Here is a 12295-nt window from a genome sequence, read left to right on the forward strand (position 1 = left end):
CGCATCCGGATCAGTTCCGGCCGCGCAGATAGGCGAGCTGGGCCTTGACCGAGCTGCGCGCGGCCGGCCACAGCCGTTTGTCCACATCGGCGTACACCTTCGCCACGACCTGTAGCGGTGTCGCGTTCTCACCGAGTTCGCGTAACGCCGCCCGCACCTGGTTCAGGCGCTGATGCCGATGCTCGATGTAGTAGCCGATCACCGGCTCGGCCTGCGGGTGATCGGGGCCGTGCGCCGGGAGCAGCGCACGGCCGGGGGCGTGCCGGGCGAGCAGCTCGAGGGAGGCGAGATAGTCGCCGAGCGCGTCGTCCCGCGATTCCAGCACCGTCGTACCGCTGCCCAGCACGGTATCGCCGGTGATCAGCGCGTCGTCGAGGAGCAGACTGACCGAATCCTGGGTGTGCCCCGGGGTGCCCAGCACCGTGAGGCGCAGCCCGGCCGCCTCGACGACCTCGCCGTCGGTGAGCGGCGCCGAGGCGCCGGACAGATATTTCGGATCCATCGCGCGCACCGGCGTTCCGGTCAGTTTCACCAGCCGGTCGATGCCGCCGGTGTGGTCGTGATGGTGATGCGTGATCAGCGTCAGGGCGATATGTCCGTCGGTGGCACGGGCGATCGCCTCGCTGTGCGCCTTGTCCTTGGGCCCCGGATCGATCACCACACAGTCGGATCGATCCGGCGCCCGCAGAATCCAGGTGTTGGTGCCCTCCAGCGTCATCTGGTTCGGATTGTCGGCCAACAGCACCGAAGCGGTACCGGTGACCGGCCGCAGTTGTCCGTACGCGGGATGAGTGAGGGTCATCTACCTTGCCTACCGCACTTCGGCGATCAGCTCCACCTCAACGGGAGTGTTCTTGGGCAACTCGAACACCCCGACCGCGGAGCGGGCGTGCACTCCGGCCGCGCCGAACACCTCGCCCAGCAGCTCGGATGCGCCGTTGATCACCAGCGGCTGATCGGTGAAACCCGGTGCCGAGGCGACGAATCCCACCACCTTCACGATCCGCACGACCGCGTCCAGACCGACCAGATCGTGAACCGCCGCCAGCGCGTTCAGCGCGCACAGGCCGGCGGCCCGCGCGGCGTCCTCGACACTCACCTCGGCGCCGACCTTGCCCGTCGCCGACAGCGCGCCGTCGACGAACGGCAGCTGGCCGGCGGTGTACACCAGCGAACCGCTGCGCACCGCCGGAATGTAGGCGCCCGCCGGAGCGGCGACCGGCGGCAGCGCGAGACCCAGTCGGTCGAGGTTGGCGCGCCAGTCGGTACCGGCCGTCACTGCTTGGGCCGCTTCAGGTAGGCCACGTGCTGTTCACCGGTCGGCCCCGGCAGCACCGTGACCAGCTCCCAGCCGTCGGCGCCCCACTGATCCAGAATCTGTTTCGTCGCATGCGTCAACAGCGGCACCGTCGCGTATTCCCAGACCGCCACATCGCTCATGTCGCAGAAGCGTACTGGGTGAACCGACGGTGAACGGTGCGGCCGAGACACTCGCCGCAGACCGATCAGCACAGTGCCGGCTCGCACGGAAGTGCGCTGTGGCCTACGAGACAGTAGGGCGATCCTCTGGTCGCTGTTTCGTAACGGGTTATAGGCTCGCGAACGTGGGAGTACCGACAGCAGTGCCCGTTTCGCAAGAGCCGGGACTGAAATTAGGGTGGCCGGACCGAGCCGACAAAGCGCGGCTGCATTACGTGTCCGGCAAGGGTGGGACCGGAAAATCCACGGTCGCAGGCGCTTTGGCACTCGCATTGGCCGCGGGCGGGCGCCGGGTACTGCTGGTCGAGGTGGAGGGCCGCCAATCGATTGCCCAATTGTTCGATCTGCCACCGCTGCCGCCCACCGAAACCAAGATCGCCACCGCCGACGGCGGCGGTGAGGTGATGGCGCTGGCCCTCGATATCGAACACGCCTTCCTCGAATATCTCGACATGTTCTACAACCTCGGCTTCGCGGGCCGGGCGATGCGCCGGATGGGCGCCATCGAATTCGTGACGACGATCGCACCGGGTCTGCGGGACGTGATACTGACCGGCAAGATCAAGGAATGCGCCGTCCGCACGGACAAATCCGGTCGGCGCGTCTACGACGAGATCGTCGTCGACGCCCCGCCGACGGGTCGCATCGCCGGCTTCCTCGACGTCACCAAGGCCATGGCCGAGGTCGCCAAGGGCGGGCCGATCGCCGGGCAGGCCGAGGGCGTTTCGGCGCTGCTGCATTCCGAGCAGACCGTCGTCCACTTGGTGACCCTGCTCGAGGCGTTGCCCGTGCAGGAGACCGCGGACGCGATCGCCGAGTTGACCGAATCGGATTTCCGGATCGGCACGGTCATCGTCAATCGCGCCACCGAGGGCTTTCTTCCCGCACCGGTGCGCGCCCGGGTCGCGACCGGTGACGTCGATCTGGATGCCGTCCGGGCGGGACTGACCGAGGCCGGAATCACGGTGGACGACAACGACTTCCAGGGTCTGATCCGGGAAGCCGTCGAACATTCGGCAACCCTGCAGGCCCAGGACGACAGCTCCGCCGAACTGGCGAAGGTGGATATCAGCCGCTTGTATCTGCCCGCCTTGCCCGACGGTATGGACCTGGGCGGACTGTACGAACTGGCCGAGCATCTGAGCGCGCAGGGAGTCCGCTGATGAGCCATCCGAGCCCGCTGATCCCCCCGGCGACTCCGCTGCTGGACATCGAGGCCATCATCGCCGACCCCACCGCGCGGGTAGTGGTGTGCTGCGGCTCCGGCGGGGTCGGTAAGACCACGACCGCCGCGGCGCTCGCGCTACGCGCGGCCGAAGAGGGCCGCAAGGTCGTGGTGCTGACCATCGACCCGGCGCGGCGGCTGGCTCAATCCCTGGGCGTCAGCGACCTCGGCAACGCGCCCCAGCGCGTCCAGCTGCCCGAGACGGCCAAGGGTGAGCTGTACGCGATGATGCTCAACATGCGCCGCACCTTCGACGAGATGGTGCTCGAGCACACCAGCCCGGACAAGGCCGAGCAGATCTTCGCCAACCCCTTCTATCAGACCGTCGCCTCCTCCTTCGGCGGAACGCAGGAGTACATGGCGATGGAGAAGCTGGGCCAGCTCGTCGGCCGCCGCGAGTGGGATCTGGTCGTCGTCGACACCCCGCCCTCGCGCAATGCCCTGGATTTCCTCGACGCGCCCAAGCGGCTGGGCAATTTCCTCAACGGCCGGATGATCCGCGTCATCATGGCGCCCGGCCGCGGCGTCGGCCGCTTCGTCACCGGCGCGATGAGCCTCGCCGTGCGCGGGGTGTCCACGGTCGTGGGCGGGCAGATGCTCAAGGACGCCTCGCTGTTCCTGCAGTCGCTGGAATCGATGTTCGGCGGCTTCCAGGACCGCGCCGAGCGCACCTACGCCATGCTCTCGCGGCCCGGAACCCATTTCGTGGTGGTCGCCGCGGCCGAACCGGACGCGCTGCGCGAGGCGTCGTTCTTCGTGGATCGGCTCTCGACCGACGGAATGCCACTGGCCGGGCTGGTCCTCAATCGCACCCATCCGGTGCTGTGCACCCTCTCGTCGGCTCAGGCGATCGCCGCCGCGGACCGGCTGAGCCCCGGCGCCGGCAGCGATGCCGACGGCACCTCGAAGGAGGCCGTGGCCGCGGACGCCGCCACCGATCCCGCGACGCTGACCGCCGACATCCTGCGCATCCACGCCCATCGCGCGGTCACCGCCAAGCGCGAACAGCATCTGCTGCACCGCTTCACCGGCGCTCATCCGCGGGTGCCGATCGTGACGGTGACCGCCCTGCCGTTCGAAGTGTCCGATCTGGACGCGTTGCGCGCGGTCGGCGAACAGCTCGCCGGATCCGGCGCGGCCTGAATTCTTCCGTGGCGCCGACATGAGCGGCGCTGATGTGAGTGGCGCTGACGTGCGGCCCCGATTCCGCACGTCACCGGCCGGAAAACGGTCCGAGCCCGCACGCGCGGGCTCGGACCGTACCGGACTCGACTACATCGCGACCTTCTGCTGACGCTGGGCCCGGAAGAAGTCCGCCCACGAGGTCACCTCGGGATGCTGCTTGAGCAGCGCACGCCGCTGCCGCTCGGTCATCCCACCCCACACACCGAATTCCACTCGATTGTCGAGGGCGTCGGCACCGCACTCCATGAGCACCGGGCAGTGCCGGCAGATGGTGGCCGCCTTGCGCTGGGCGGCACCACGCACGAACAACTGGTCGGGATCCACTTCCTTGCATCGGGCCTGGGACACCCAGGCGATTCTCGCTTCGGCCTGCTCCACGTCCAATCGAGCGATGGGGGTAGTCATGTGCATTTGGTGTGCCCCTTTGCAGTCCGAACACCGGGTCAACGGCGCTCCGGAATCGCGTGCAGCCCACAGCAACCCAACCCCGCTGCGCTCCGCACCACATTCCACTTTGAGTGTTAGCTCTATCACACTGGGTTCTCAATCTAGGTAAAGGTATGGGGCGAGCGCAAGACCGTGCCCGTATTTTCTGGTACGCCCGTCCCTGCGGGGGCCGCCCGACCAGCGGTCATGGCGCGCCGCCGACCGCGCACCGCGCGTGTGACGGCGGGCCAATTAGGCTGGGGCGCGTGCCGATCTCACAAACGCTCGCGAGGCTCGCCGGCGCCTGCGTCCTAGCGGCCGTACTCGTCGCCGGATTGCTGTTCCCGCTCGCCGGCGGCTTCGGGTACATGTCGAACCGCGCAGCCGATGCCGTGGACAACGTTTCCGCGGAGTTGGTGGCGGGCACCGCGCCGGCGGTGTCCACGATGGTCGATGCGACCGGAGCCCCCATCGCGTGGCTGTACGAACAGAGACGTTTCGAGGTCCCCAGCGACAAGATCGCCAACGATATGAAGTTGGCGATCGTCTCCATCGAGGACAAACGCTTCGCCGAACACGGCGGCGTCGACTGGCAGGGCACGCTGCGCGCATTCCTGACCAACACCTCGAGCGGTGAGGTACAGCAGGGCGCCTCGACCATCGACCAGCAGTACGTGAAGAACTTCCAGCTGCTGGTGGTCGCGAAAACCGACGCCGAACGCCGGGCCGCGATCGAGACCACGCCGGCCCGTAAACTGCGCGAAATCCGCATGGCGCTGACCTTGGAGAAAGAGCTCACCAAGGACGAGATCCTCACCCGCTACCTGAATCTGGTGCCGTTCGGCAACGGCTCCTACGGAATTCAGGACGCGGCGCAGACCTATTTCGGCGTCGACGCGAAGGATTTGAAGGTCGCGCAGGCCGCCATGCTCGCCGGCATGGTCCAGTCCAGCTCCAAACTCAACCCGTACACCAATCCCAAGGGTGTGCTGGAGCGGCGTAATACGGTGTTGGACACGCTGATCCAGAACATTCCGAGCCGGGCCGACGAATTCCGGGCCGCCAAGGAGCAGCCACTGGGCGTGCTGCCGGAGCCCAAGGGCCTGCCGCGCGGATGCATCGCCGCAGGTGACCGTGGCTATTTCTGTGATTACGCGCTGCAGTATCTCGCCAATGCGGGAATCAGCAAGGATCAGATGGACAAGGGCGGATATCTGATTCGCACCACATTGGATCCGGCGGTGCAGAATTCGGTCAAGGCCGCCGTCACGGCGAACACCGATCCGAATCTGGAGAATATCGCCGAGGTCATGAGCATCATCGCTCCCGGCCAGGACTCCCACCACATCCTGGCGATGACCTCGAGCCGCACCTACGGTCTGGATCAGGGTGCGCATCAAACCGTCCAACCGCAGCCGTATTCGATGGTCGGTGACGGTGCCGGGTCGATTTTCAAGATCTTCACCACGGCCGCCGCGATGGAGAAGGGGCTGGGCACCAGCGCTCAGCTGGATGTGCCGTCGTTCTTCGCCGCGAAGGGTATGGGTAACGGTGGCGCCCCGGGCTGTCCGCCCGCCACCTATTGCGTGAAGAACGTCGGTAATTACAAATCGCCGGAGTCGGTGACCGAGGCGTTGGCGCAGTCGCCGAATACCGCGTTCGTCAAGCTCATTCAGGACGTCGGCGTGACACCGACGGTCGATATGGCGGTCCGGCTCGGGATGCGCTCCTACACCGAAGCGGGCACCTCCGGCCACGGCAATCAGAGCCTGGCGGACATGATCAAACAGCAGAATCTGGGCTCGTTCACCCTGGGACCGGTCGCGATCAATCCGCTGGAATTGTCCAATGTCGCCGCGACGCTGGCCTCCGGCGGCAAGTGGTGCCCGCCCTCGCCGATCGCCGAGGTGATCGACCGCGACGGTAAGCAGGTTCCGCTCACCCAGCAGCCCTGTGAACAGGTCGTCGAGCCCGGGTTGGCGAACACCCTCGCCAATGCGCTGAGCCAGGACGCCGTGGGCGGTACCGCGGCCGGTTCGGCCCGCGCGGTGGGCTGGAACGCACCGGTGTCGGCCAAGACGGGAACCACCGAAACCCACCGGTCCTCGGCGTTCCTCGGCTTCACCAATTCGATGGCCGGCTCCGCCTACATCTACGGCGACTCCCCGACGCCCGGCGAGATCTGCTCGTTCCCGCTACGCACCTGCGGTGACGGCAACCTCTTCGGCGGTAACGAACCGGCTCGCAGCTGGTTCGGCGGTATCAAACCGGTACTCGACAAATTCCCGCCGCCCACCCTGCCGCCGCTGGACGACAAATATGTGCGCGGCTCGAACAATGCCCAGATTCCGGATGTGAACGGCATGTCGGAGTCCGAGGCCCGTTCGGTGCTCATCGGCGCGGGCTTCCAGGTGTCGACGGTCACCACGCCCGGGTCGGCGGCCAAGGGGACGGTCACCGCTACCACGCCGAACGGCTCGGCCATTCCCGGATCGGTGATCACCGTGCTCGTCAGCGACGGCACCCAGCGGGAGATTCCGCGCCCCGGACCGCCGCCGGCGCCGCCGGTGCTCCCGGGTCTGCCGCCGATACCGCGGCTGCCACCGATTCCGATCCCGATCCCCCGGTAGCGATACGCGAGAGGCCGGCGAATGTGCGACACATTCGCCGGCCTCTCGCTTTGTCCGGTGAAGCTACAACCGGGCCTTGACCGCGGCCGAGATCCGCGAACCGTCCGCGCGGCCGGCGGCCAGCGCGGTCGCGACCTTCATGACCTGGCCCATCTGTTTCATGCCCGGACGCTCGCCCAACTGCTCGGCCACGTCGGCGATGGCGGTATCGGCGATGTCGGCGACCTCGGCCTCGGTGAGCGGGGTCGGCAGATACTCGTCGATGATCTCCTGCTCGGCGCGCTCGTTGGCGGCCAGCTCGCCGCGACCGTTCTGTTCGTAGACGACGGCCGCCTCGTTGCGCTTCTTCGCCTCCTTGCCGAGGACTGCGATCACCTCGGCATCGGAGAGCTCCTTCGCCTGGGCGCCGGCGACCTCGGCGTTCTGCACGGCTGCCAGCAGCATGCGCAGCGTGTTGAGGCGCAACGTGTCCTTGGCCTTCATGGCCGCGGTCAGATCGGCGCGCAACTTCGATTTGAGTTCCGACATGCGCCACACGCTAGCCGTTGTTCGCGGACCCTCCCACCGCATTTCCGCGTGTCGAGCCGGGTGGACGGGTACGACAGCGCCCGGCAAACCGGATGCCTGTGCGGAATCACACTCGGTATTCGTCACAGTGGTCGCCTATTCTGGGCTGATGCCCGTATTCTCGTCCCCCGCACTTCGACGAGCAGCGCTGGGCTCCGGAGCTAAGGTCGCCGCCGCGGCCGCCGGTACCGCAGTGGCCGGAATCGGCTATGCCTCGCTGATCGAACGCAATGCCTTCGTCCTTCGTGAGGCCACGATGCCGGTGCTGCAGCCGGGCTCGTCGAGCCTGCGTGTGCTGCACATCAGCGACCTGCACATGACGCCCGGCCAGAAACTCAAACAGGCCTGGGTTCGCGAACTCGCCGCCCTGGAACCGGACCTGGTCGTCAACACCGGTGACAATCTCGCGCATCCGAAGGCGGTGCCCGCGGTAGTGCAGTCGCTGTCGGCGCTGCTCTCCCGTCCGGGCATCTTCGTCTTCGGCAGTAACGACTATTTCGCGCCCGTTCCGAAGAATCCGCTCAAGTACTTCGACAAGAACCACAAGCGCGTGCACGGGGATCCGCTGCCCTGGCAGGATCTGCGCGCGGCGTTCAGCGAGCGCGGCTGGCTGGATCTGACCCATGTTCGGCGCGATCTCGAGGTCGCCGGAATCAAGATCTCGACGGCCGGCGTCGACGATCCGCATCTGGCCCGCGACCGGTACGACACCGTCGCCGGCTCGCCGAACCCCCTGGCCGATCTGAGCATCGGACTCACCCATTCGCCCGAACCCCGGGTGCTCGACCGGTTCGCCGGTGACGGGTACGACCTCGTGCTGGCCGGACACACCCACGGCGGACAGCTGTGCCTGCCGGGATTCGGCGCACTGGTCACCAACTGCGGTATCGATCGGTCCCGGGTGAAGGGGCCGTCGCGCTGGGGTGCGCACACGCGGCTGCACGTGTCCGCGGGTCTGGGCACCTCGCCGTGGGCGCCGTACCGCTTCTGCTGCCGCCCCGAGGCGACCCTGCTGACGCTGGTGGCCGCACCGCCGAAAGGCCCCATCGCCGACAGTGGCCATGGCGTCTCGGAATCGGAGGCCGTGGCGCGCTAGGGTGGCGTGCCGAGGCACGACATCAGGCAGGGGTACACGGTGAACAGTGGGTTCGAGCGGAACGACGATCCGACCGCGCGACGAGAACCCACTCCCGACTCGAACGAGACCCCGCCGACGCTGGCTATCCGGCGAGTGCCGGGTGCGAATTTCCCTGTGTCGCAAGGCTCTCCGTGGGCTCGGCCGAGTTCGATTCCCACCCCTCCCGGTGGCGCGGCCGAACCCGCACGACCCGGCTCTCCGGCCGAGCCTGCGAAGCCCGCGCCGCCGGACGCGGGCCGGTCGCCCGGATCGCTCGTCGACGGGAACGACGCTGCCGGAGGACAATCCGCTCCGGCTCATCCGTGGTCGCCACAGGGTCATCCCGACGCTCCTCCGACATCGCAGGGCACGCCGACGGGCTTCGCTCCGTCGCCGCACGGTTTCGGCGCCCCGGGCGGGCCCGGCGGTCCGAACAACCCGAACCCCTTCGGCGGGCAGTGGAATTCCGGCGCGCCGGGTGCACCGTCGGGGCCGGGCGGAACCGATGCGCCCACCACCGCCTTCGGGGCACGACCCGGGATGCCGCAGTGGCCGGGCAACGCGATGCCGGGCGCGAATACTGCCTCCCAGCAACAGTTCTCGGCGCCGTCCGGTAACGGTCGCCCCGAGCCGGATTGGCAGTTGGGGGTCGGATCGCACCCCGCATCGCAGCAGGCGTCCTGGGGCCCGCCGACGGCTCAGCATCCGCACACCGAGTTGCTCCAGGCACCGGCCGAGCAGAAGCCACGGCGACGGAAAGCTCTGCTGCTCAGCGGAATCGGGGTACTGGTCGTCGTGGCGATCGGCGCCACCGTAGCAGTCGTCGCCAGCCGGCATTCCGACTCGCCGGCCGCCGCGGGTCCGGGCAAGCCTTCGATGGTCAGTGCGCTCAGTAGCGAAAACAAGCCGCCCCAACCGCCGTCGCGACCACAGCAGACGGCGCCGAAGCCGCAGCCCGGCGCTGCGGCGCCGCCGATGGTTCCCGGCTACCAGGTCGTGCAGATCACCGACCGCGGCGCGGCCTACGACGCGCCCCCGGAGTGGAAGATCGATCCGATCGGCACCGCCGCCTGGGGTTCGGGATCGAATCCACTGGAAATCGCGGGCCTGGCGCAGGACGGCAAGAACTACTGCCCGAACTACACCCGGACCAACGCCTTCCTCACCATGTCCCCCCAGGCGGACCCGGCCGCGGCCGCCGCCGATATCGGGGCCCGGATGGCCAAGTTCGGCTGGTCGAACGCCACCGTCGCCGCCCCGGCCCCCGCCGAGCCGATGGTCTCCCTGGACGGGCAGCTGCACGGCTCCTTCGTGGAGACCACCGGTAGCGCGCCCCCGCCGGCGCCCGGCTGCGCCACGACCTTCGCGGTCTACACCTTCGCCTTCCCCAGCGAAAACGGGAACTTCGTCATGACCGTCGCCGCCGACACCGGCGTCGACAAGTCCGTGGACAAGGAAACCGCCAAGCGCATCCTCTCCACCATCCGCCCCCTCCCCGCCCGCTGACCAGCGGATTTAATTATCCGCTCCCCCCTGCTGTAAGCTACGACAGGCTCAACTCACGGGGTGTGGCGCAGCTTGGTAGCGCGCTTCGTTCGGGACGAAGAGGTCGCAGGTTCAAATCCTGTCACCCCGACTCGTGTGTGGAGACACGGCGGAGGCCCTGACCAATCCACTGGTCAGGGCCTCTTGCTTTGCCGGGTGCGGATCGCGGTGCCGGGTTCGGGAGACTTCACCGTCCACAGCCCGATCCTCCGGTCGGGCTCCCTTCCCATTTCCGGGACCACCGGAAAACCTTGTGCTACAACTTTGTTCGTGGCGGCACTCATCGGCTTGGTGGTGATCCTGGGGATCATCATTCTCATCGCGGGAGCGATTCTGTTGATCGTCAGTGTGGTGAGAGCGCCGGGGCGGCGGCGAGCACGTTCCGCCCCGGAGGCGTCGCAGCACCAGGACCTGCCGATGTGGACTCCGCCGCAGAATCAGGATGTTCCGTTGTGGAGCCCCCCGCAGAATCAGGACGTCCCGCTGTGGAGCCCCCCGCAGCAGCATTCCGCGCAGCAGCAGCCTGCCCGGACGCCGTACTGGTCGCCCGGTCCCCGGTAGGCACGGGCCCGCTCGCTGGGCCTGCTCACTCCAGATTCGCCAGCATCTCGCGCTGGTGCCGATACCCGATGGTCTCGTAGCCGATCACGGTGATGAACGGGGAGATCATCACCACCAGCAGGCAGAGAGCGATCGAGGCGCCCAGCGCGGCCATGATCACCGCGGCGGCCAGCACCACGGCCGTGAAGGTGAGCAGCAGGAGGTGGAACGGGTCGGGGGCCGACAGCAGCAGGGTGTGCAGCAGGTAGACCATCAGCAGGTAGACGCCCACCGGCAGCGCCAGGGCCAGGACCACCGCGACCGGACCGATATGGGAGTGGTGCTGCAGCGACAGGCCCGCGACGTGCAGGCCCGCCCCGGAACCGGCGATACCCATGTAGAGCGGGATGTGGCCGTAACCGAACAGGTAGCCGCGGTTGCGGCGGTGCACGAGGATCTCGCCGAACGGGGTCGTGAAGTACACCCACCACATGCCGAAGGTCAGGCCCACACCGGCGACCACGATGGCGATCGCGTCGGCACTCCAGTCCGCACCGTCGCTGCCGCCGAGCAGCCCGCCCGAGGACGCGACCGTGCCGACCACGCCCTCACCGAGCGCGATGATGGCGAAGAGGCTGTAGCGCTCGGCGACGTGGTGCGGATGCCACGGGGTGCCACTCGCGCGGCCCTGCGTCAGCACCGGTACGAGCAGCTCCAGCACACCGAGCAGCACGCATCCCACCCCGGCCACGAGCAGCGGCATGTGGACGAATCCGATGATCACCCAACCGATTTGGGCGATGATCGTCCAGCGGATGCTTCCGTAACCGACATGCCGGAAGGAGGGCGACTCCCGCCCGGCGCGCCACCACTGCAGCACCATCGCGATCCGCATCACGATGTAGCCGACGACCATCACCCGCACGTCGAGGTGATCGCCCACATCGACCGAATGGAACATCGCGGGCAGGCCGAGGGCGAAGACCACGACACCGATCATCACCACCATGGTCAGCACGCGGTACAGCCAGTCGTCGGTGTCGAACGCGGAGGCGAACCAGCTGAAATTGATCCAGGCGTTGACGATCGCGAACATCGCCAGCACGAAGGCGACCACCGCCTTGCCCGCATGCCCGTCCGCCACCATCTCGGCGAAATACGACGCCGAGGTGCCGACCGCGACCACGAAGGTCAGATCGAACAGCAGCTCCAACGGTGAGGACACGCGTCCCGGCTCGTCGGGGTCGCGGCCGGTCATCGGGACGAGGCGGTGCGCCGGGCCGCGGGCGCCGCCGGTGGATACGGAGTCGCTCATGGGCACCGATGATGCCGTACCGGCGGGTCGGCTCGCCGCTGCCGCCCCGCCGCCGTGACACGACGCGTGCGAGCGCTACTTCCCGGAAGCGTCCGACGACTGCAGCAGCGAGTTGAACTTGTTCGTGTAGAGCTTGCTCGGATCCAGCTTGTGATCGATCGCCCCGGTGTCTTCGAGCCAGCTCTGCCAGCGGGTGAAGTCCTCGTCCGACAGTTTGCCGTAGCGCGCCGGAACACCCACGGACAGCCAGTATTTCAGCGTCGAGG

At 67.7% G+C, this 12295-nt stretch carries 12 protein-coding genes, 1 tRNA gene and 1 pseudogene; 7 read left to right on the forward strand and 7 right to left on the reverse strand.

Annotated elements, in window-relative coordinates; translation table 11 throughout:
• Positions 1-10 precede the first annotated feature (10 nt).
• Genes NA3_RS03880 through sp36 form a run of 3 tightly spaced genes read right to left on the reverse strand, consistent with a single transcriptional unit; the run spans position 11 to position 1440 of the window.
• Complete coding sequence (locus tag NA3_RS03880; protein ID WP_062962166.1) at positions 11-802, reverse strand: MBL fold metallo-hydrolase; 792 nt, start codon at positions 800-802, stop codon at positions 11-13.
• 9 nt (positions 803-811) lie between these two features.
• On the reverse strand, positions 812-1279 hold the full coding sequence (locus tag NA3_RS03885) for a RidA family protein (protein WP_062962167.1): 468 nt from the start codon (positions 1277-1279) through the stop codon (positions 812-814).
• Complete coding sequence (sp36, locus tag NA3_RS36635; protein ID WP_128145050.1) at positions 1276-1440, reverse strand: Sp36 family protein; 165 nt, start codon at positions 1438-1440, stop codon at positions 1276-1278. Before sp36 ends, NA3_RS03885 begins: the two co-directional genes overlap by 4 nt.
• 182 nt (positions 1441-1622) lie before the next feature.
• On the opposite strand from sp36, the gene bagA reads away from it, so the two are divergent.
• Positions 1623-2642 carry an ATPase BagA gene (gene bagA, locus NA3_RS03890; protein ID WP_062962168.1) on the forward strand — a complete coding sequence of 340 codons (1020 nt, stop codon included), beginning with the start codon at positions 1623-1625 and terminating at the stop codon, positions 2640-2642.
• Positions 2642-3847: an ATPase BagB gene (gene bagB, locus NA3_RS03895; protein WP_062962169.1), complete on the forward strand. Its 1206-nt coding sequence runs from the start codon at positions 2642-2644 to the stop codon at positions 3845-3847. The genes bagA and bagB overlap by 1 nt, the downstream gene beginning before the upstream one ends.
• 129 nt (positions 3848-3976) lie before the next feature.
• On the opposite strand, the gene NA3_RS03900 is transcribed toward bagB, so the two are convergent.
• Positions 3977-4300, reverse strand: a complete 324-nt coding sequence (locus NA3_RS03900; RefSeq protein WP_030516437.1) for a WhiB family transcriptional regulator — start codon at positions 4298-4300, stop codon at positions 3977-3979.
• Positions 4301-4581: 281 nt separating this feature from the next.
• Between NA3_RS03900 and NA3_RS03905 the strand changes: the two genes are divergently transcribed.
• Positions 4582-6945: a penicillin-binding protein gene (locus NA3_RS03905; protein WP_062962170.1), complete on the forward strand. Its 2364-nt coding sequence runs from the start codon at positions 4582-4584 to the stop codon at positions 6943-6945.
• A gap of 63 nt (positions 6946-7008) precedes the next feature.
• Here NA3_RS03905 and NA3_RS03910 read toward each other — a convergent pair whose 3' ends face one another.
• Positions 7009-7473: a GatB/YqeY domain-containing protein gene (locus NA3_RS03910; RefSeq protein ID WP_062962171.1), complete on the reverse strand. Its 465-nt coding sequence runs from the start codon at positions 7471-7473 to the stop codon at positions 7009-7011.
• A 148-nt stretch (positions 7474-7621) separates the two neighbouring features.
• On the opposite strand from NA3_RS03910, the gene NA3_RS03915 reads away from it, so the two are divergent.
• The 4 genes from NA3_RS03915 to NA3_RS03930 all read left to right on the forward strand — a co-directional run bounded on the left by NA3_RS03915 (position 7622) and on the right by NA3_RS03930 (position 10735).
• Entirely contained in the window at positions 7622-8608 is a 987-nt protein-coding gene (locus NA3_RS03915; RefSeq protein ID WP_062962172.1) for a metallophosphoesterase, read from the forward strand.
• A 561-nt stretch (positions 8609-9169) separates the two neighbouring features.
• Positions 9170-10135, forward strand: a complete 966-nt coding sequence (locus NA3_RS03920) for a DUF8017 domain-containing protein (RefSeq protein WP_062962173.1) — start codon at positions 9170-9172, stop codon at positions 10133-10135.
• A 56-nt stretch (positions 10136-10191) separates the two neighbouring features.
• A tRNA-Pro gene (locus tag NA3_RS03925) sits at positions 10192-10265 on the forward strand.
• A gap of 179 nt (positions 10266-10444) precedes the next feature.
• Positions 10445-10735, forward strand: coding sequence for a hypothetical protein (locus tag NA3_RS03930; RefSeq protein WP_157126524.1), 291 nt, complete (start codon positions 10445-10447; stop codon positions 10733-10735).
• Positions 10736-10760: 25 nt separating this feature from the next.
• On the opposite strand, the gene NA3_RS03935 is transcribed toward NA3_RS03930, so the two are convergent.
• Both NA3_RS03935 and NA3_RS03940 read right to left on the reverse strand, forming a co-directional pair.
• Positions 10761-12029 (reverse strand): low temperature requirement protein A, encoded by a 1269-nt coding sequence (locus NA3_RS03935; RefSeq protein ID WP_062962175.1) that lies wholly within the window; start codon positions 12027-12029, stop codon positions 10761-10763.
• Between the two features lie 75 nt (positions 12030-12104).
• Positions 12105-12295, reverse strand: a pseudogene (locus tag NA3_RS03940) (ABC transporter substrate-binding protein); the annotation flags it as partial.

Source organism: Nocardia africana NBRC 100379 (assembly GCF_001612635.1).
Classification (GTDB): domain Bacteria; phylum Actinomycetota; class Actinomycetes; order Mycobacteriales; family Mycobacteriaceae; genus Nocardia; species Nocardia africana.

Bases quoted from the DNA above. Each gene is read 5' to 3' on its own strand.
- NA3_RS03880 (WP_062962166.1), bottom strand. From the start codon at position 802: ATGACCCTCACTCATCCCGCGTACGGACAACTGCGGCCGGTCACCGGT.
- sp36 (WP_128145050.1), bottom strand. From the start codon at position 1,440: ATGAGCGATGTGGCGGTCTGGGAATACGCGACGGTGCCGCTGTTGACG.
- bagB (WP_062962169.1), top strand. From the start codon at position 2,642: ATGAGCCATCCGAGCCCGCTGATCCCCCCGGCGACTCCGCTGCTGGAC.
- NA3_RS03900 (WP_030516437.1), bottom strand. From the start codon at position 4,300: ATGCACATGACTACCCCCATCGCTCGATTGGACGTGGAGCAGGCCGAA.
- NA3_RS03910 (WP_062962171.1), bottom strand. From the start codon at position 7,473: ATGTCGGAACTCAAATCGAAGTTGCGCGCCGATCTGACCGCGGCCATG.
- NA3_RS03915 (WP_062962172.1), top strand. From the start codon at position 7,622: ATGCCCGTATTCTCGTCCCCCGCACTTCGACGAGCAGCGCTGGGCTCC.
- NA3_RS03920 (WP_062962173.1), top strand. From the start codon at position 9,170: ATGCCGCAGTGGCCGGGCAACGCGATGCCGGGCGCGAATACTGCCTCC.
- NA3_RS03935 (WP_062962175.1), bottom strand. From the start codon at position 12,029: ATGAGCGACTCCGTATCCACCGGCGGCGCCCGCGGCCCGGCGCACCGC.